This window comes from Dermabacter sp. (genome assembly GCF_032550575.1).
Classification (GTDB): Bacteria; Actinomycetota; Actinomycetes; order Actinomycetales; family Dermabacteraceae; genus Dermabacter; species Dermabacter hominis.
In genome coordinates this window covers 13,107-30,879 of the sequence record NZ_JAWFZC010000010.1, presented here as the reverse complement: position 1 = coordinate 30,879, position 17,773 = coordinate 13,107, and the positions used below count along the sequence as shown (strand labels likewise).

Annotated in this window: 17 protein-coding genes; 5 read left to right on the top strand and 12 right to left on the bottom strand. The window is 64.8% G+C overall.

Annotated features, from left to right (window positions below; genetic code table 11):
* Positions 1-951, top strand: a complete 951-nt coding sequence (locus E6X30_RS09625; RefSeq protein ID WP_316336121.1) for a rhomboid family intramembrane serine protease — start codon at positions 1-3, stop codon at positions 949-951.
* Between the two features lie 168 nt (positions 952-1,119).
* Here E6X30_RS09625 and E6X30_RS09620 read toward each other — a convergent pair whose 3' ends face one another.
* From E6X30_RS09620 to E6X30_RS09610, 3 genes are all read right to left on the bottom strand, one after another.
* A complete protein-coding gene (locus tag E6X30_RS09620; RefSeq protein WP_034371526.1) occupies positions 1,120-1,557 on the bottom strand; it encodes a hypothetical protein in 438 nt (145 codons plus the stop codon).
* A gap of 115 nt (positions 1,558-1,672) precedes the next feature.
* The gene (locus E6X30_RS09615; RefSeq protein WP_016663657.1) at positions 1,673-2,512 is read right to left on the bottom strand and encodes an aldo/keto reductase; all 840 of its coding nucleotides are present in this window, start codon (positions 2,510-2,512) and stop codon (positions 1,673-1,675) included.
* Between the two features lie 56 nt (positions 2,513-2,568).
* Positions 2,569-3,444 carry an aldo/keto reductase gene (locus E6X30_RS09610; protein ID WP_016663658.1) on the bottom strand — a complete coding sequence of 292 codons (876 nt, stop codon included), beginning with the start codon at positions 3,442-3,444 and terminating at the stop codon, positions 2,569-2,571.
* Between the two features lie 99 nt (positions 3,445-3,543).
* On the opposite strand from E6X30_RS09610, the gene E6X30_RS09605 reads away from it, so the two are divergent.
* A complete protein-coding gene (locus E6X30_RS09605) occupies positions 3,544-5,148 on the top strand; it encodes an LssY C-terminal domain-containing protein (protein ID WP_259893701.1) in 1,605 nt (534 codons plus the stop codon).
* A 24-nt stretch (positions 5,149-5,172) separates the two neighbouring features.
* Here the strand turns inward: E6X30_RS09605 and nhaA (E6X30_RS09600) are convergent, their stop codons facing one another.
* The 3 genes from nhaA (E6X30_RS09600) to E6X30_RS09590 all read right to left on the bottom strand — a co-directional run bounded on the left by nhaA (E6X30_RS09600) (position 5,173) and on the right by E6X30_RS09590 (position 9,467).
* Complete coding sequence (gene nhaA, locus E6X30_RS09600; protein WP_316336120.1) at positions 5,173-6,516, bottom strand: Na+/H+ antiporter NhaA; 1,344 nt, start codon at positions 6,514-6,516, stop codon at positions 5,173-5,175.
* A 168-nt stretch (positions 6,517-6,684) separates the two neighbouring features.
* Positions 6,685-8,067, bottom strand: coding sequence for a Na+/H+ antiporter NhaA (nhaA, locus tag E6X30_RS09595; RefSeq protein WP_016663661.1), 1,383 nt, complete (start codon positions 8,065-8,067; stop codon positions 6,685-6,687).
* Between the two features lie 56 nt (positions 8,068-8,123).
* Positions 8,124-9,467, bottom strand: a complete 1,344-nt coding sequence (locus E6X30_RS09590; protein WP_316336119.1) for a M20/M25/M40 family metallo-hydrolase — start codon at positions 9,465-9,467, stop codon at positions 8,124-8,126.
* A gap of 111 nt (positions 9,468-9,578) precedes the next feature.
* Between E6X30_RS09590 and E6X30_RS09585 the strand changes: the two genes are divergently transcribed.
* Both E6X30_RS09585 and E6X30_RS09580 read left to right on the top strand, forming a co-directional pair.
* Entirely contained in the window at positions 9,579-10,766 is a 1,188-nt protein-coding gene (locus tag E6X30_RS09585; protein WP_316336118.1) for a glycerate kinase, read from the top strand.
* Complete coding sequence (locus E6X30_RS09580) at positions 10,747-10,869, top strand: hypothetical protein (RefSeq protein WP_016663664.1); 123 nt, start codon at positions 10,747-10,749, stop codon at positions 10,867-10,869. The genes E6X30_RS09585 and E6X30_RS09580 overlap by 20 nt, the downstream gene beginning before the upstream one ends.
* Here the strand turns inward: E6X30_RS09580 and E6X30_RS09575 are convergent.
* The 4 genes from E6X30_RS09575 to E6X30_RS10385 are packed head-to-tail and all read right to left on the bottom strand — an operon-like array spanning position 10,866 to position 15,285.
* Complete coding sequence (locus E6X30_RS09575; RefSeq protein ID WP_316336117.1) at positions 10,866-12,671, bottom strand: ABC transporter ATP-binding protein; 1,806 nt, start codon at positions 12,669-12,671, stop codon at positions 10,866-10,868. The genes E6X30_RS09580 and E6X30_RS09575 overlap by 4 nt on opposite strands.
* Positions 12,668-14,629, bottom strand: a complete 1,962-nt coding sequence (locus E6X30_RS09570; protein ID WP_316336116.1) for an ABC transporter ATP-binding protein — start codon at positions 14,627-14,629, stop codon at positions 12,668-12,670. Before E6X30_RS09570 ends, E6X30_RS09575 begins: the two co-directional genes overlap by 4 nt.
* 48 nt (positions 14,630-14,677) lie before the next feature.
* Positions 14,678-15,070 carry a type II toxin-antitoxin system HicB family antitoxin gene (locus E6X30_RS09565; protein WP_070435183.1) on the bottom strand — a complete coding sequence of 131 codons (393 nt, stop codon included), beginning with the start codon at positions 15,068-15,070 and terminating at the stop codon, positions 14,678-14,680.
* Positions 15,071-15,075: 5 nt separating this feature from the next.
* On the bottom strand, positions 15,076-15,285 hold the full coding sequence (locus tag E6X30_RS10385; protein ID WP_081976409.1) for a type II toxin-antitoxin system HicA family toxin: 210 nt from the start codon (positions 15,283-15,285) through the stop codon (positions 15,076-15,078).
* A 92-nt stretch (positions 15,286-15,377) separates the two neighbouring features.
* Between E6X30_RS10385 and E6X30_RS09560 the strand changes: the two genes are divergently transcribed.
* Positions 15,378-16,202 carry an alpha/beta hydrolase family protein gene (locus E6X30_RS09560; protein WP_316336115.1) on the top strand — a complete coding sequence of 275 codons (825 nt, stop codon included), beginning with the start codon at positions 15,378-15,380 and terminating at the stop codon, positions 16,200-16,202.
* On the opposite strand, the gene E6X30_RS09555 is transcribed toward E6X30_RS09560, so the two are convergent.
* Together E6X30_RS09555 and E6X30_RS09550 are read right to left on the bottom strand one after the other, a co-directional pair.
* A complete protein-coding gene (locus tag E6X30_RS09555) occupies positions 16,199-16,702 on the bottom strand; it encodes a hypothetical protein (protein ID WP_316336114.1) in 504 nt (167 codons plus the stop codon). The genes E6X30_RS09560 and E6X30_RS09555 overlap by 4 nt on opposite strands.
* Positions 16,699-17,700: a LysR family transcriptional regulator gene (locus tag E6X30_RS09550; protein ID WP_316336113.1), complete on the bottom strand. Its 1,002-nt coding sequence runs from the start codon at positions 17,698-17,700 to the stop codon at positions 16,699-16,701. Before E6X30_RS09550 ends, E6X30_RS09555 begins: the two co-directional genes overlap by 4 nt.
* Between the last annotated feature and the right edge of the window lie 73 nt (positions 17,701-17,773).

The following is a 17,773-nucleotide window of genomic DNA, read 5'->3' as shown; positions in this document are numbered from 1 at the left end:
ATGTCCCAGAGCTACGGAAAAGGAGCCGATCCGCAGCCGGGCGCGGAAGAGCCGCACTACACGAGTAGTACGGACTCCGTGTGCCCGCGCCACCCGGATCGGCCCTCTCTTATCCGCTGCCAGCGCTGCGATCGCCCCGCGTGTGTCGAATGCCAGCGCCGGGCCGCCGTCGGCGTCCATTGCGTCGACTGTGTGAGCGAGGCCGAACACAGTCAGCGTCAGAGTGCCCCGCGAACCGTTGTGGGAGCCGAGCCCGTGCGCACCCTCCCCGTCGTGACATACGCGATCATGGGGCTGTGCGCCGTGATCTTCGCGCTCCAGTTCATCGGGCTTGACCGCACGCTCTCGCAGTGGTTCATGTTCGCGCCGTTCCGCTCGCTCGCGATGCCGTGGACTTTCCTCACGAGCGGCTTCCTCCACGGGGGAATCGCGCACGTGGGTCTCAACCTGTATGCCCTGTGGGCCGTGGGTCAATTCCTTGAGCGTGCGCTCGGCCACTGGCGATATCTCGCGGTGTTCCTCGTGAGCGTGTTCGGCGGGCACACCGCCGTGCTGCTTCTGTCAAGCATGGGCACGGATGCGTGGTTCACGGGCACGGTAGGCGCTTCGGGCGGTCTTTTCGGCCTATTTGGTGCGCTCCTGATCCTCCAACGCCGCCTCGGTGCGGAGAGCACGCAGGTTCTTATCCTTATCGTGCTCAACTTCGTGATCGGTTTCCTCTACCCGGGTATCTCGTGGCAGGGCCACCTTGGAGGCCTCGTTGTGGGGGCAGCAGCCGTCGGTCTTTTCTTCGCAACCCGACCGACCGCCGAACCTGGCGCGGATCGCGTTGCTGTCGCGAAAAAATCGGCGCTCATTCACGGCGGCGTGGTTGCGGGACTCGTCGTGTTGCTGATCGCCGCGTGCGCGGTGAAGTGGTGGCTCGCGGCACAGGCGGGCTACCTTGTCTAATGCCGCTTCGGTCGGGCGGGGTTTCACTCTCGTATAGCCCCGCCTCAACAGAGTTATCCACAACGTTGTCCACGGTTGGGGAGAACTACATGGATGTCATTCACGCGTGAACAGCACGGATGCCCCGCCCAGTCGGGCGGGGCTTTCGCGTATGCGGTTTGCGAGTGTTTAGAGTGCTCGATACGCCTCGTGCTCACGGGCAACTTCGGCCTCGGCGGCCGCGACGCGCTCGCCCCATACTTCGCGGAGAGTTTCGAGTGCGTCGTGCGACGGAGCGTTCTCCACATCGAGCTCGAGGACCGTCGCGCCCTCGTCCTCCATGAGGGTCGCTTGCACGATGATGCGAGCGCTCACGAGCGGGCTGTCGTACTCGACGCGGATGCGGTGCCCGAGTGCCGAGCCGAGCACCTTGCCGATGATCTGGCGGTTCTTACCGGGGTTCTTGACGAGGGGGCCGCCCACCATGAGGGGGATCGACGGAAGGCCGAGCCACGCGGGCAGCCACTGCTGGGTCATGCGGTCCCACGCCTCGTCTTGCGAAAGCGCGAAATGACCGCGTGCGCGGAACGTGAAGTCGGTGCGTGAAAGGGTGCGTGCGTCACTCATGCCTCCAAAATAGGAAGGCCCGCGCCCCCGGGGAAGAGGGCGCGGGCAGGTTCCGCACAGTGTTCGTGAACTTGTTACCTTCCGCTTGGCGGAACGAAACTTCGCCGCCGACGGTTTACTTAAAATCCGCCGTGGCCGGATCCGGGCCGCCGCGGCCGTCGGCGCGCGAGAGGGCGTTGATCTTCTCGATCTCCTCACCGCTGAGCGTGAGGCCGAGCGACTCCCAGTTCTCGGCGATGCGCGAAGGCGTGACCGACTTCGGGATCGCAATGGTGCCGAGCTGGCGGTGCCACGCGAGGATGACCTGGGCGATGCTCGCGTCATGAGCCTTCGCGATGGCCTCGAGCGCGGGATCGCTCAGGACGTCACCGCCCTGGCCAAGCGGCCCCCACGCCTCGGTTGCTACGCCGTACTTGGTGTTGGTGACACGCAGCTCGGCTTGGTTGAAGTAGGGGTGAAGCTCGATTTGGTTGAGGACGGGCGTCACGCCGCTCGTCTCAATGAGATCCTCGAGGTTTTCCGCGGGGAAGTTCGAGACACCGATCGAGGTGATGCGGCCTTGCTTCTGAAGTTCGATGAAGGCCTTCCACGTGTCGTTGTAGAGGCCGAAGCTCGGGCACGCCCAGTGGATGAGGTAAAGGTCGAGCACGTCGAGGCCGAGCTTGCCCATCGACTCGTCGAAGGCGCGCATTGTCTCGTCGTAGCCCTGGTTCGCGTTCCACAGCTTCGTCGTGATGAAAAGGTCCTTCGGGTCAACGCCCGCGGCATCGATGCCCTCGCGAACGCCCTTCTCGTTGCCGTAGACGGCGGCGGTGTCGATGTGGCGGTAGCCGGTCTCGATCGCGGCCTTGACGGCGGCGGCGGTTTCATCGTTCGGAACCTTGAACACGCCGAAGCCGAGCTGCGGGATTGTCTTCCCGTCGTTCAGGGTTGTGAGTGGGCTTTCGTAGGCCATTGTTGTCTCCTTACGGTTGGCGGGCACGGACTGTCGGGGGCTGTGGTGCGTGGTGTCTAGCCTTGGTAGCCAGCTCCTCGCTCCATGGTTTCCGGGTCGAAGCCGGTGCGCCCGGCCTCGCCGCGGTCGAGGGCCGCGATTGCCGCGAGGTCCTCGGGCGTGAGGCGCACATTGAGCGCGTCGAAGTTCTCGCGGATTCGGCTCGGCGTCACCGACTTCGGGATCGCGATCGTGCCGAGCGCGAGGTGCCACGTGAGCACGACCTGCGCGGGGGTTGCCTCGAGGCGCTCGGCGATCTCGCGGATGATCGGTTCGTCGAAGAGGCCCTTGCCGCGATGAAGGGGCGCCCAGGCCTGGCTCAAGATGCCGCGCTCGCGATTGGCTTCGCGCAGGTCGTTTTGCGCGAAATAGGGGTTGAGCTCGATCTGGTTCAGCACGGGCACAACCCCCGTCGCCTCCGTCAGCTCGTCGATGCGCTGTGCCGGGAAGTTCGCGACGCCGATCGAGGTCGCGAGGCCCTCCTCACGGAGCCTGATGAGTTCCTCCCAAGTGTCGACCGCGAGGCCGTTCATGGGCATGGGCCAGTGGATGAGGTAGAGGTCGACGTAGTCGAGGCCGAGCCGCTCGAGGCTCTCCTCGAAAGCGCGGCGCGTCTTTTCGCGCCCGTGATCGTCGTTCCACACCTTTGTCGTGACGAACACGCTCGAGCGCTCGAGGCCCGAGTTTCGCACGGCACGCCCCACGCCCTCTTCGTTGCCGTAGAGCTTCGCGGTATCGATGTGCCGGTAGCCGGCCTCAAACGCACACTCGATCGCGGCCTCCACCTCATCGTTCGGAGTCTTGTACACCCCGAAGCCGAGTTGGGGGATCTTCTTGCCGTCATTGAGGGTGAGCAGCGGGCTTGTCGACGCGAACTCGCTCGTAGAGGTCATCGAATCCTTCTTCCTAAAGCCTCACACAAGCCTATAAATCTCCATCGGGCGGTCCCTGAATCATCGGGATCGGGAGGCGCCGCCCGTACAATGAGCGGCATGGAGGCTTACGGGGGGCGCGCACGCGCTGAGGCGAGGCGACCGTCGCAACCGTTTGTTCTCCCGGAGAAACCGCGCGTCGTGCCCCGCCCGCCGCACACGAAACGCACCCGGTTCGCGAAGTGGAAGCGGCCCGTTCCGCTCACGTATCCCGAATATGATCACGCGGCCGGCCATAGCCACGACCGCCCGCGCCTCGAGATCTACCCTCGGCTTGACGCCCTATTCGTGCTGCTCGCGACCGTTCTCTCGCTCGTGCTTGCCTACGTGTTTCTGCGGCAGGGCCTCACGACCAACCCGAGGCGCCTCGTCAACCTTCTCGTGTTTTGGCTCGTGTTCACCTACGTCGCTCTCCCGCGCATTCACCAGGCGCTCACGGCCGTGTACGTTCCCGATTACTTCATGGGGCGCACGCGCACGGCTGACGGTCTGCTGGGCGACCCCGTGAACCTTGCGTTCGAAGGCTCAGCCGAGGATATCCACGTGGCGATGCGCAAGGCCGGCTGGGTTCTCGCGGAGGAGAACACGCTGCACAGCGCGAGGCGCGCGGTAATCTCGTTTCTTCTTCGACGCTCCTACCCGCAGGCCCCGGTGAGTTCGCTCTTCCTCTTTGGTCGACGGCACGAGTTCGCCTACCAGCAGGAGGTGGGCGGTACGACGCTCAGGCGTCACCACATCCGGTTCTGGCGAGTGCCGCATAAGTGGGTCATGCCCGGCGGGCACCGCGTAACGTGGCTTGCCGCGGCGACGTTCGACCGCGGCGTGGGGCTTTCGCGCTTCACGTTCCAGGTCACGCACAAGATCGACGAAAACACGGACGTTGAACGTAACTACGTCGTCGATACGTTGTTGCACGCCGACCACGCGATCCCCGTGGGCGTTATCAAGGATTATTCGACCTCCTACCACCACAGGAACGGCGGCGGGGATCCGCTTCGCACGGACGGCCACTTGCCCGTCGTTGACGTGACGGGCGCCGAGGCTCGCTCGACCGGGTCCACCGCGGTGATCCAGCCGCGCAACCGTGCCACGGGTATCTTCTACCTGCGTGGACGCTCGCTGCGCCCGCGCGAACTCATGCAGTCGCTCGAGCGCGAATGGCATGGCGCTCGCGAGGATTTTCTGCAGGCACTCCGCAACGTCGGCGACCACCACCTGCCGCCCCCATCGATCGGGTTCGTCGGGCTCATGATCGCGCTTGAGGCGGCAGCGGTGGTGGCTCTGTGGGGGCTCGTGTGGGCGAAGGGATCGGGGGCCGCGCAGGCCGACGGCATCGTGCGCGCCCTCGGCTTCGATCAGCTCGGCGAAGCCCCGCTTCTGCCTTTCACCGTGCTCGTTGCGGGGCAGATCCTGCTGTTCCTGTTCATGCTTGGTCGCAACAGGTGGGCGAGGCTCGGCCTCATGGCCCTTCTCGCCTTCGACTCGCTTGCGCGCATTAGCGTAGCCGCGCTCGAGCCCGCGGGAGCGGCGAGTGCCACCGAGCTGCTCGGTGTTGGGCTGAGCACCCTCGCGCTTCTCACGCTTACCTCGGATGCGGCACGCATTTGGGTGCATACCGACCGCATCGCGTACTACGCGCAGCGCGAGGAGGGCGCCGCCGAGTAGAGGCGGCGGTCTATTCCCCGGCGGCTACTTCGTGCGCGAAGTATCGTCGGCAAACACGTCGGGGATGCCGTCGTGGTTCACATCGACCTTTTCGCGTTCGGCGATCTTCGCATAGCGGGCGTTTCGCGGCGTGAGGATAGCGGCGCCCACGATCGCGGCGAGCACCGAAGCGGTGAGCACGCCGACCTTCGCCCAATCATGCGCGGGGTTGGCAACGTCGAAGCTGAGCTCGGCCACGAGGAGTGACACGGTGAAGCCGATGCCGGCGAGCGCCGCGACACCCGTGAGGTCGATCCACTTAATGTCGGGGTCGAGGTTTGCGCCTCGGATCCGCGTCACGAGGAACGTCGTTCCCACGATGCCGAGCATCTTTCCTGCGACGAGACCGACGGTGATCCCGAGCGCAACGCTTGAGGTCCACGCCTCGGCGAGCCCGCTGAGGCCGCCGACGGCGACGCCCGCGCTAAAGAATGCAAAGATCGGCACGGCGATGCCCGAGGAGAGCGGGCGGAAGCGGTGCTCGAACGTTTCGGCAAGCGAGTAGCGCTCGCCGTACTTCGAAAGCGGATTCACCGGGATCATGAAGGCGAGGGCCACGCCGGCGATCGTCGCGTGGATGCCGGAGTTGTAGAAGAGCGCCCACACGATGAGGCCGAGCGGGAGAAGAACGAACCACGCGGCGCTGTAGTGCTTTTTAAAGAGTGCCTCGGCCTTGTTGGCGACCAGCCAGTAGAGCGCGAGAGGGATGAGCGCGAAGGCAAGGTAGTGGAGCTTGAGGTCGCTCGAGTAGAACACGGCGATGATCGTGATGGCGATCAGGTCATCGACGATCGCGAGGGTCAGGAGGAAGGTGCGCAGCGCCGCGGGGAGCTTTGAGCCGACGATTGCGAGGACTGCGACGGCGAAGGCAATGTCGGTTGCGGCGGGAATCGCCCAGCCACCGAGTGTCTCGGGGTTTGCCGCATTGATGGCCGAGTAGAGCAGGGCCGGCAGCGCGACGCCTCCCGCAGCGGCCGCGACGGGCACGAACGCGCGGCGGGGATCACGCAGGTCTCCTTTCGTGAGCTCCATCTTGAGTTCGAGGCCTACGAGGAAGAAGAAAATCGCGAGGAGTCCGTCGGCCGCCCAATGTGCGAGGGAGAGGTCGAGGTCCAGCCAGCTTGTCGAAAAACCGACGTGCATGTCGCGCAGGGAGAAGTAGGCGTCGGCGGCAGGGGAGTTTGCGAGGAGGAGTGCGAGGATGGTCGCTCCGACGAGGATGAGGCCACCGGTGGTCTCGGTCGTGAGGATTCTTTCGATGCGCGTGAGTTCGCGGTAGGTGCCGCGGGCGAGGATCGCGTCGGTACGGCTCTTGTGCTTGCTCGTCATGGGAGTCCTTGGGGCTCGGCGGGCATTGTCAACGAGCGAAGCATCCGGAGCCTCGCCCGTGCCGACCAGACTTCCCGGCACACCAGCCACCCACATTACAGGCTGAGGTGCGAATGGGGCCCGGGTCGTGTGACCCGAGCCCCATTCATGCGGGCGGTGTGCGAAGCCCTATGGCTGCGACGTGCGCGAGGTGTCGTCGGAGAACACGTCGGGAATGCCGTCCTGGTTCTCGTCTCGCGATTCGAGTTCGGCGATCTTCTTGTAGTGGTTGTTGCGGGGGATAAGAAGAATCGAGCCGACGATCGCGGCGAGGAGCGAAGCGGTCAGCACCCCGACCTTTGCGTCTTCCACGAGCGGGCTCGAGGGATCGAAGCTCAGCTCAGCAACGAGAAGCGACACGGTGAAGCCGATACCGGCGATGGCGGACATGCCGATGAGGTCGATCCACTTGATCTCGTCGTCCAGGTTCGCCTTCGTCAGCTTCGTGACGAGGAAGGTCGTACCCGTGATGCCGAGCATCTTGCCGCACACGAGGCCCACGATGACGCCGAGGGCGACGGTCGTGGTCCAGGCGTCGAGAAGACCGCTCAAGCCGCCCACGGCGACGCCAGCGCTGAAGAATGCGAACACGGGAACGGCAACGCCAGTCGAGAACGGGCGAAGCCTGTGCTCGAGGGTTTCGGCGAGCGAATGCTGGCTGCCGTAGGCGCTGCGGGCATGGACGGGCACGCAGAACGCGAGTACGACGCCCGCGATGGTGGCGTGCACGCCCGAGTTGTAGAACAGGATCCACGTGATGACCGCGAGCGGGAAGAGGATCATCCAGGCCGCAGAGTAGTGCTTCTTGAACAGCCATTCGGCCTTGTAGGCGACGAGCGCGTAGATCGCGATGACGGGGATTGCCGCGAGGAGGTACACGAACTTCGTTTCCTCCGCGTAGAAGATCGCGATGATGAGGATGGCGATGAGGTCGTCGACAACGGCGAGGGTGAGGAGGAAGGTGCGCAAGGCGGCGGGAAGCTTCGAGCCGATCAGGGTGAGCACCGCAACGGCGAACGCAATGTCGGTCGCGGCGGGAATCGCCCATCCGTTGTGGGAAGCTTCGGGACCACCGAGGTTCACGAGCGTGTAGATGATTGCGGGTACCGCGACGCCACCGGCCGCGGCGAGCATCGGCACGAGGGCAAGCTTCGGGTCGCGCAGGTCGCCACGCACGAACTCGTGCTTGAGCTCGAGGCCTACGAGGAAGAAGAACACGGCGAGGAGACCGTCGGCTGCCCAGTGTGCAACCGAGAGGTTGAGGTTCAGCCATCCGAGGTCGAAGCCGAAGTGGGCGTCGCGGATGGTGAAGTAGAGGTCCGCGAGCGGGGAGTTCGCGCAGATGAGCGCGAGGATCGTCGCGATGACGAGAGCAATGCCGCCCGCCGATTCCTTCGTGAGGATTTCTTCGACGCGGCTGTATTCGCGGAAGGTTCCCTGCTCAAGGATTTTTCGTGGGGTGCCCGGTTTGGGCGCGGGCAGGTCGTGTTTCGACGCCGGCTTGCTGTTCACTGCGTGCCTTTCTGATTGGTCGAGTGTGGTGAAGTGGGGTTCTCGCGACGCTTGAGCTACGAGGCGCTCAGGTTCTCGAGGAGGGCGAGGAAGAACGCCTCGCATTTGTCGATTTGTTCGAGGTCAACGTATTCGTTGGCGCCGTGGGCCTGGGCGATGTCGCCGGGGCCGATCACGACGGCACTCATGCCCGCGGCCTCGTAGATGCCTGACTCAGTGCCGTACGTGACCTTCGTGGGGCTGATGGTCATGCCGAGTTCGCGCGCGAGCTGTGCGGCGTCACCGTCGGTCCCGCAATCGAGCGGGTAGAGAAGCGAGCGGATCGTGAGGCTCGCGCCGACGTTTTTCGCTTGCTCGGGATCGGCCGGATCGGCGGGAATTGCCTGCTTCATCTCGTCGTCGAGTTCGGCGATCTTCGCTTGGATGCGGCGGGCGATCGCGATCGCGTCGTCGCTTGGCAGGGCGCGGTATTCGAAGAGCAGGTGGGCGTGCGCCCCGACCGTGTTGATCGCGTTGCCGCCATCGAAGCGGTTCACACCGCCCGTGATGTGGGGGACGAGGAAGGCGGGATCGTTCGGGCCTTCGGCTACGCCGCGGTCGATGATTTCTTCGTGGAACCAGGTCGTGAACTCCGCTGCGTAGCGGTTCGCGTTGAGACCTCGGGGCAGGAGGCTCGAGTGCGCCGCAATCCCGCGGAAGTCCGCTTCGAACGCGTTCATCGACTTGTGGCCGGTGATGACGTCCATCATCGTGGGCTCACCGACGTAGGCGATGCGCGGCGCAATATCGAGGGTTTCGAGTTGCTTGACGAGTTCGCGCGCACCGTTGCAGCTCGTTTCTTCGTCCCACGTCGCCGCGAGGTAGACGGGTTCGGTCAGCTCGGCCGCGAGGAAGCGGTCGGCGAGGGCCGTGAAGGTCGCGAGGTACCCCTTCATGTCGGCGGTGCCGCGACCATAGAGTTTTCCGTCCCGCTCGGTGGGCTCGAAGGGATCGCTGCTCCAGTTCTGCCCCGTGACGGGCACGCAATCGGTGTGGCCCGCGATGAGGATGCCGCGGCGCTCGGCGCCCTGCACGTGCGCGGGTGTGCTCTCACCATCGAGCCGGTTCACGCCGCCGCGACCCGTGCCGTAGTCCTCGCCGAGCACGTCTTTCGCCCTGCGATCGGTGCTTTCACGAGCGCTTTCGCCCTTTGCGGGGAACACGGCGACGAGGTTCGCGTCGAGCCCATCTTCTTCGCGGAACACGTGGGTCGTGACGCCCTTGCTCGCAAAAATCCGCTGCAGCAGCTCGATCGTCTCGAGGTTCCCGGTGTGGGAGGTGCTGTCGATCCGCACGAGTGCCTCGAGAATTTCTCGGGGGCTCGAGAGCAGGGTTGGATCGGAATTTAAGGTCTGGGACATGTTTCCACGGTACCTCCTTGACGGTTTCTGTGGGAGAGCCGGTAGGTTCACTGTGAGAGAGCTGGCGGGAGACGCCCAGGTCGCCGTGGGGCAAGGGCAGGGAGGCTCGAAATGAGGATTGTGATCGCGCCCGATTCTTTTAAGGAGTCGATGAGCGCCGGGGAGGCCGCCGAGGCCATTGCCCGCGGGGTGCGTTCCGTGGTTCCGCGCCCCGAGTGCGTTTGCGTCCCCGTTTCCGACGGTGGTGAGGGTTTCACCGCGTCCCTCTCTTCCGCGCTCGAGGCCACCCTCCATTCCGTCGCCGTTGCGGATGCGCTGGGCCGCCCCGTGAGCGCCGAGTACGCCTTCGCCCCAGGCGCGCAGCCGTCCACAGCGGTCCTCGAGATGGCGAGTGCCGCTGGCCTCATGCACCTTCAATCGGGGGAGCGCGACCCGATGAGGGCGAGCACGCGCGGCGTCGGCGAACTCATCTCCTCCGCGCTCGATCGGCTTGGCGAGGGCGGCCGGCTCATCATCGGCATTGGCGGCTCCGCAACGAATGATGGCGGGGTGGGGATGCTCGGTGCGCTCGGCGCGCGTTTTCTTGATTCAGACGGTCGCCCGCTTCCCCCCGTACCCGCCTCTCTAGCCGGGCGCCTTGCCCGCATTGACGTGAGCGGCCTCGATCCTCGGCTCTTTGAGATCAGCATCGAGGTCGCGTGCGACGTGACGAACCCGCTCCTCGGCACGAGTGGTGCAAGCGCGGTCTTCGGCCCGCAAAAGGGCGCGGATCCCGCCACGGTGGCGAAGCTCGAGGGTTTCCTCGGGGAACTCGTGGAGGCTGCGGAAGCGTCGGACCCTTCCCTTGGCGCCCGGGCTCATGCAACCGAGCCCGGTGCTGGCGCCGCGGGTGGGCTCGGCTGGGCCCTCGCGACGTTCCTCGATGCGCGATTCGAGCCGGGTTTCGATCTCGTCGCGCGTACGGTGAGCCTCGAAAGAACGATTGCGCACGCCGATCTTGTCCTCACCGGCGAGGGATCGATTGACGCGCAGACGCTTAACGGTAAGGCCCCCGCGGGTGTTGCCGCGCTTGCGCAGCGCCACGGCGTGCCGTGCGTGGTCTTCGCGGGACGCATTGGTGAGGGCGCCGAGGTGCTTTACGCTCATGGTGTGAGCGCGCTTGTGCCGATCGTGCAGGGCGTCTCAACCCTTGACGAGGCCCTCAAGGACGGCCCGCGTAACCTCGAGCGCGCAACGGCAACCTCGATGCGGCTCATGGAACTAGGAAAAGGAGTAGTTCATGGCGACGAATCAGGCTGAACACGAGCGCATCGTGAGCGACGCAGCAGCCTTCGGCCTTGAGCGCTACAAGGAAGTACTAGAGCGGTTAGGTGAAGGCGCGAGTGAAGCCGAGGAACCCTAGAGCGAATCCTGCCACGCTTTGTAGAGGGCGGCGAAGCGGCCTCCCTGCTCGATGAGCGCCCTGGGGGCGTCGTCTTCGACCACGACCCCATCGTGGAGCACGAGCACACGGTCCGCGATCATCACGGTCGAGAGGCGGTGAGCGATGATGATCGCCGTGCGGTTGCCGAGGAGCTTCGTGAGGCCCTCCTGCACGAGGCGTTCACTCGGCAAGTCGAGCGAACTCGTCGCTTCGTCGAGGATGAGCACGTTCGGGTTCGCGAGGAACGCACGCGCGAACGAAATGAGCTGACGCTGACCAGCGGAGACGCGCCCGCCGCGCTTGCTCACGTCGGTGTCGTAGCCGTAGGGGAGGGCCTCGATGAACTCGTGCGCCCCGATCGCTTTCGCCGCGCGGACGATCTCCTCGCGACTCGCGCCGGGCCGCCCTAACTCGATGTTGTCGGCAACGGTGCCGCTGAACAGGTACGCCTCTTGGGTCACCATCACGACATTGCGCGTGAGTTCCTCGCTCGTGAGGTCGCGAAGATCGACACCGTCGAGCTCCACGGAGCCCTGCGTGACGTCGTAAAAACGCGAGACGAGCTTCGCGATGGTCGACTTGCCCGCACCCGTCTGCCCGACGAGTGCGACGGTCTGGCCTGCGGGAATCGTGAGATCGAGGGGCTTGAGCACGAGGGGGCCATCCTCGCTATAGCGAAACTCGGCATCCGTGAACTGAATTGCCCCGCGGCCGCTCGCAATAGATTTTGCGTGCGCGACGGTGGGCTCGGCAACCGTCGGAACCTCCCACAAAAGCGCGCTGATCTTCTCGAGTGCCGCCGTGGCCGACTGGAACGAGTTGTAGAAGTTCGCGATCTCATCGACGGGCTGGAAGAAGCGCCTCGCGTACAGCACGAGGGCGAGGAGCACGCCCACGCTCAAGTCGCCCGCGAGGACGCGGAAGCCGCCCACGACGAGGACCGCCGCGACCGTGACGTTCGCGAGGAGGCGCAGCGCGGGCTGGTAGATGCCGAACACGGAGATCGAGTTGAGGGTCGCGCGGCGATAGTTTTCGGCGAGCGCGCGGTATTCGGTTGAGTTCGATTCCTCCTTGCGGAAGGCCTTGACGGCGCGGATACCGTTCATCGCCTCGACGAACTGCACGATGAGGGCTGCCGAGTGGGTGCGCATGCCGCGATAGGCGATGCGCGAGCGCACCTGGAACCACACGGTGAGGGCGATGCACGGGATGAGCAGCACGAGCATGATGAGCCCGGTTGGCCAGTCCATCGCGACGATTGATGCGGCGGTGAGAACCATCGAGAGGCTCGAGCCGATGAGGATCGGCACGCCGAACTCGAGAAGCTCGCGCAGGGCCTCCATGTCGGACGTTTGGCGAGAGACGATGCGCCCGGAGGTATAGCGTTCGTGGAATTCGAGAGAAAGGCGCTGCGTGTGCCGGAAAACGCGGCGGCGCAGCTCGAGCAGGAGCCTCTGGCCGATGACGGAGGACTGGCGGGTGAAGGCGAACGTGAGGAGCGCGGCGAGAATCGCGCAGGTCGCGTGGAGACCGGCGGCGCCGAGTGCGGGGAGTGCGTTGCCGTTGATGAGTGCGGGAAGTCCGTGGTCGATGCCCCACGCGAGAATCGCGGGGCCTGCCACGACAGCGGCCTGCGCGAGAACCACCATGATGGCGACAAGCACGATCGAACCCTTTTCGGGCGCGAGCAGCTCGCGCAGCAGCGCGAGCGAGCGCTTGCGCGAGGCGCGGTTTTCTTCCTTCGTGAGCTCGTGATCTTCTTCTTCGACCGCTTGGCTCATCGCGCACCTCCCTTCTCGTCAACCGCTTTGCGAATCTCGGCGACCTCGAGGCTTCCCGTTTCTGTCGCGACCCGCGTCAGGTTTCGGTTTCCTCGCGCCTCTTCTTCCTGGTTCGCGATCGCGTAGCGGTAGCGTTCGCTCGAGGCCATGAGCTGCGTGTGTGTGCCGACAGCCGTGATGCGGCCATCCTCGAGGAGTGCGACGCGGTCCGCGAGCGCCACGGTCGACGTGCGGTGCGCGACGATGAGAGTTGTCGTGTGCGAGAGCACCTCTCGCAGCCGCTCCGTGACGCGCTCCTCGGTTTTCGTATCCAGGGCGGAGAGCGGGTCGTCGAGGAGGAGCACCGTGGGTTTCGCAGCGATTGCTCGCGCGAGGGCGAGGCGCTGGCGCTGGCCGCCCGAAAGGCTCATTCCCTCCTCGCCGATGTGGGTCTCGATGCCCTCGGGCAGGTCGTAGGCGTAGCGCGCGTCGGCTGTGTCGAGGGCGAGTTCGAGGGCCCGATCGAGCTCGGCGGTTCGCATGGACGTGCGCGTCACCGGGGGTACGGTGCCGTCGGAACCAAAGAGCCTGTCCGCAAACTCGACGGTTCCGACGGTTCTTTCGTATCCGGGTGCCCCAAGGAGCACGTTGTCGCGAACGGAATCGCTGAAAAGCGTTGCGTCTTCGAACGCGAAGGCCGTGATCCGGTGGAGGGTGTCGAGGGGGATGTCGCGCACATCGTGACCGTCGATCGTGACCTGGCCGGATGTGACGTCGTAGAGGCGAGGCACGAGCTGAAGCAGGGTGGATTTGCCGGAGCCCGTGATCCCCACGAGCGCCATCGTCTCGCCCGGCTCGACCTCGAGGCTCACGCCGTCGAGGAGGTCGGGCATGTGCGCGGGCGAATCGGAGTAGCGGAAGTGGACGTCGTGGAGGGCGAGCCTGCCTGAGAACGTGTGCCCGGGATCGAGCGTCGGCGTCTCGGGATCGGCGATCGTGTTCGGGGCGTCCATGACTTCGAAGTAGCGGTCGAGCGCGGTGTTCGTATTGATGAGCATGCCGAACAGCTGGCCGAGCATGCGCACGGGGCCCGTGACGAGCACGGCCGTCACGAAGTAGGCGCTCAATTGGCCGAGGTTCATGTGGCCGTGTGCCGTGAGGTAGATCCCGAGCAGGAGGCTGATGGAGGTGGCAATCTCGGGAAGGCCGTACATGAGCATGTCGAAGCGCGCGATCGCGGTGGCTTTTTTGACCTCGGTTCCGCGAAGCTCATCGGCCTGGAGGGTGAACTGTTCGAGAGCCGTGGGGCCACGGCCGAAGGCTTTGAGTACGCGGATGCCCTGCACGGATTGTTCGATTGTGGTGGCGAGGTCGCCGTTTTGATCCTGCGAGAGGCGAGAGAGGGTGGAGAACTGCCGGTTGAACCGGAACGAGAAAATCCCGATCGGGATCGCCGCTGCAATAAAGACGAGTGCGAGGATCCAGCTCGCGCGGATGAGTAGTGCGATGCCCACGATGGTCGTGACGGCTGTGGTCACGCCCATGATGACGCCGAAGGCGATCCAGCGACGGATGAGGTTCGTATCGCTCATCGCGCGCGAGAGCAGCTGCCCTGAACTCCATTGGTCGTGGAAGGTGACGGGCATGTCCTGGATTTTGTCGTACAGGTCGGTGCGCATGTCGCGTTCGATGGCGGTTGCGGGAACGAGCGCAAATACGCGGCGGAGGAACAGGAGGAGGGCCTCGAAAATACCGAGCACGAGCACGGTTGCGCCCGCGGTCCACACAGCTGCAGCGGTGCCACCCTGGACGAGGTCGGAATTCACGAGGCGCTCGAGCACCTGAGGAATCATGAGCCCGAGTACCGCGCTGCCGATCGCGCACACGAGACCGAGCATGAGACGGACGCGTATGGGCCGAACGATTCGCCACAGCCGGATCATCGGATGCGGGTGCGAGGTCGCGGAGTTTTTGTGCATGGCCTGCACGATTTTACCGGCGGCTCCCGTTTTATGTGGGCTGTTTCACTAGGTGGGAGCGGTCTGTTTCTCGAGCTGGGCGATGCGCTGATACGAAAGGCCGAGTGCCTCCGCGGTGTCGCGTTGGCTCATGCCGCTTGCGCGCAAGGTGCGGACGGCAGCGCGTGAGAGGCGGGCCGCCTCGGCGGAAGTCTTTCGAGACTCTTCCTCAAGGTCGCGGGCTTTTTGCCATGTCGAGCTCACGTCGCGCGGAAGCTGGATCGAGAGATCGACGGTCACCTTTGATTCGTCGACATCGAGGTAAAGGCCGATGGCCTCGGCTGCGACGGCGCGGGCATCCTTGAGGTTGCGTGTTTGAGTCGCGATATCGAGGGCCGGAATCTCGACAACCCACCATCGACCTTCGCGGCGAGCAAGGACGTGAAATGGCGAAGCCACCATGAGTGCTACCTCCACTCTTTCGGTGCTTGGGAGCCGAGCGTTCGTGCGATGCTTCGAATGACGCCCGGCGAAATTTCTGGATGAGCTGGAAGGATGATCGGGGAAGGGTTCAAGGGGTGCTTCCACTTCTCGTGCGAGCCACGCGTACTGTCATGTCTCCACCCTCGTGCCCGAAGCACCTTGGCAGCGTCGCGGTACTTTATTGGCTTGACCATAGGGTAAATCTAGAGCCCCTTGATGTTCAAGACTAGCGCCCCTAGTCAAATGTGGATGGGTGTGAGTGTGGAGCGGCGACTACGCTGGAGCCATGATTCACTCACGCATGGATTTCCACTCGCCCGCCCTCGGCATGGGAACGAGCGCCGTTGTGCTCTATCCGCAGCAGACCGATGGCCAGATCGGCATGGCGGGAGGGATCGACCTCGACGACAACGGCGAGCCGCACGTTCGGGTCCTGTACCTCCTGCACGGTCTGAGCGATGACTGCACGGGATGGACGCGCCGTACGAGCATCGAGCGCTACGCCTCCGCGAAGGGGATCTGCGTGGTCATGCCCGAGGTGCGCCGTTCGTTCTATGCCGACGAAGTGCTCGGCGAAGAATACTGGACGTACGTAAGCGAGGAGCTTCCCGCCCTCATCAACCAGACCTTCCGCGTCTCGACGGCTCGCGAGGACACGTTCGTTGCCGGCCTCTCAATGGGAGGCTTTGGCGCGATGAAACTCGCGCTCAACCAGCCCGAACGCTTCGCTGCGGCAGGCTCATTCTCGGGCGCGCTCGCGGTCGCCCAGCGCGACTACACCGAGTTCGGGCATGCGATGCCCGCGCGCGTGTGGGGGCAGGGCCTCACGCCCGAGGCCGGCAGCGTGTACGAGCCGTTCTTCGAGGGCGTCGAGCAGGGGAAGTTCCCCGCAATCGATGACGTGAATGCGCTCGCGCGCGCTGCCGAGCCGGGATCGCTCCCGCGGCTCTGGATCGGGTGTGGGACGGAGGATTTCCTGCTCGAAGAGACGCGCACATTCGTGCGGACGCTCGAAGAGCGCGGCCACGCTCACGAGGTGACGTACACGCCCGGCGCCCACGAATGGGCGGTGTGGGACGAGTACGTGCGCCGCTTCCTCGACTGGATCTAGCGCGAGGGCTCTTCGCCGGATTCGCTAGTGCCCGCGGCGGGTGTGCTCTCAAGGGCATCGAAAACTTGGCCCGAGGTCGCACCCTCAAGGATCGTCTCGCCCACGATAGCGATGGGCAGCGCCGCGAAACCGCCGTGCTGCTGCGCGAACGCCCACGCCTCGGTGTCCTGGTGGAAGTTCACCCACGTCGTGCGGGGGTCGGTTGGCTGAAGGCCGATCTGGATTTGAGCACTGTGCCGGCTGACCGGTGACCACACGATGATCGCGTGATCCGGGGCGCGGCGTTGCAGCGCCTCGAGCCACGGCGTGTGTTGGCCCTTGCGAACGGGGGAGACCCACCACGCGAAGAAGAGCGTCGGCACGAGGATGATCGTCATCGTGATCCACCACCCGTAGTACGCACAGATCGCCGCGGCAATGGCCCCCACGAGCAGAAACATGAGTGTGCGGGCCCACAGGCGGATCGCGGATGGGCCGTGCGAGCGATTGTGAGTGGTCATTGTTCGGCTCCTTCCCGCGCACTGGCCTCGATGTCGGCGAGCGCCTCGAGTTCACTGAGATCGCCCGTATCAAGGTGGACGTGGGCGTGGGTGAGCGTGCAGCCGTGGGCGTTCGCGTTGTGCCGGAGGGTGTTGACGAACGCGGCGATTGCCGGAATCTTGAGGGCGCCGGGCCGGTTCACGATTCCGATCACGCGATTGTCGAGTTCGGTGACTTCTTTGATGACGACAGTATCGTTGGGGTAGGCCTCAAGTGCGATTTCGGGGAGGAGCGCAACGACGCCCGTGCCGTGCCCCACGAGGCGCTGGGCAACCGTCGAATCGTCCGTGCAGTACCGAATGTTTGGCGTGAAGCCCGCGACCTGTGCGTGGTGGCGGAGGTTCGCGCTGCAGCGATCGCATCCCGCAACCCACGCCTCGTTCTTGAGGTCCCTCATCGAGATGTCATCGCGCGAAGCGAGGGGATGATTTCGCGGCAGAATGAGGCGCACGGGATCGGCGAGAATGGGCGTCCACTCGAGTGACTCATTTTCGTCAGCCGGGGTTTGCGCGTAGCGGAAGATCATTGCCACGTCGAAGTTATTGCCGCGCACCCCTTCGAGCGCCTCGGGCGGCTCGCATTCGGTGAAGCCGAGCTCGATGCCGGGGTAGTCCTTATCCATGCGGGCGAGGGTTGGCGGTAGCAGCATGGCGGCAGCCGAGGGGAAGGCGGCGCAGCGCACGAGCCCCTTCTTCAAGGCGGCGAGGTCGTTCATTTCGGTCTCCGCTGCCTCGAGGTTCGCCGCGATAGCGGCGGCGTGCACGGCGAGACGGGCCCCAGCTTCGGTGGGGGTCACGCCACCCGTACCGCGCACGACGAGCTGCATGCCCGTGTCCTTTTCGAGGGCCGCGATGTGCTGAGAAACCGCGGGCTGAGTCCAGCCGAGTTCACGCGCCGCAGCGCCAATCGAGCCTTTGGTGACCACCCTGTTGAAGATCACGAGTCTGCGAGGATCCATGCCTGCAAGTCTACAGGCGCCCAAAGGTTTCCTTATGGGGTGGGGGGTATGTTTAGGATTGATTCTCGTAACA

What these genes read in the sequence shown, in the direction of transcription:
- E6X30_RS09625 (WP_316336121.1), top strand. Translation starts at nt 1, where the DNA reads ATGTCCCAGAGCTACGGAAAAGGAGCCGATCCGCAGCCGGGCGCGGAA.
- E6X30_RS09620 (WP_034371526.1), bottom strand. Translation starts at nt 1,557, where the DNA reads ATGAGTGACGCACGCACCCTTTCACGCACCGACTTCACGTTCCGCGCA.
- E6X30_RS09615 (WP_016663657.1), bottom strand. Translation starts at nt 2,512, where the DNA reads ATGGCCTACGAAAGCCCACTCACAACCCTGAACGACGGGAAGACAATC.
- E6X30_RS09610 (WP_016663658.1), bottom strand. Translation starts at nt 3,444, where the DNA reads ATGACCTCTACGAGCGAGTTCGCGTCGACAAGCCCGCTGCTCACCCTC.
- E6X30_RS09605 (WP_259893701.1), top strand. Translation starts at nt 3,544, where the DNA reads ATGGAGGCTTACGGGGGGCGCGCACGCGCTGAGGCGAGGCGACCGTCG.
- nhaA (WP_316336120.1), bottom strand. Translation starts at nt 6,516, where the DNA reads ATGACGAGCAAGCACAAGAGCCGTACCGACGCGATCCTCGCCCGCGGC.
- E6X30_RS09590 (WP_316336119.1), bottom strand. Translation starts at nt 9,467, where the DNA reads ATGTCCCAGACCTTAAATTCCGATCCAACCCTGCTCTCGAGCCCCCGA.
- E6X30_RS09585 (WP_316336118.1), top strand. Translation starts at nt 9,579, where the DNA reads ATGAGGATTGTGATCGCGCCCGATTCTTTTAAGGAGTCGATGAGCGCC.
- E6X30_RS09580 (WP_016663664.1), top strand. Translation starts at nt 10,747, where the DNA reads ATGGCGACGAATCAGGCTGAACACGAGCGCATCGTGAGCGACGCAGCA.
- E6X30_RS09575 (WP_316336117.1), bottom strand. Translation starts at nt 12,671, where the DNA reads ATGAGCCAAGCGGTCGAAGAAGAAGATCACGAGCTCACGAAGGAAGAA.
- E6X30_RS09570 (WP_316336116.1), bottom strand. Translation starts at nt 14,629, where the DNA reads ATGCACAAAAACTCCGCGACCTCGCACCCGCATCCGATGATCCGGCTG.
- E6X30_RS09565 (WP_070435183.1), bottom strand. Translation starts at nt 15,070, where the DNA reads ATGGTGGCTTCGCCATTTCACGTCCTTGCTCGCCGCGAAGGTCGATGG.
- E6X30_RS10385 (WP_081976409.1), bottom strand. Translation starts at nt 15,285, where the DNA reads ATGGTCAAGCCAATAAAGTACCGCGACGCTGCCAAGGTGCTTCGGGCA.
- E6X30_RS09560 (WP_316336115.1), top strand. Translation starts at nt 15,378, where the DNA reads ATGATTCACTCACGCATGGATTTCCACTCGCCCGCCCTCGGCATGGGA.
- E6X30_RS09555 (WP_316336114.1), bottom strand. Translation starts at nt 16,702, where the DNA reads ATGACCACTCACAATCGCTCGCACGGCCCATCCGCGATCCGCCTGTGG.
- E6X30_RS09550 (WP_316336113.1), bottom strand. Translation starts at nt 17,700, where the DNA reads ATGGATCCTCGCAGACTCGTGATCTTCAACAGGGTGGTCACCAAAGGC.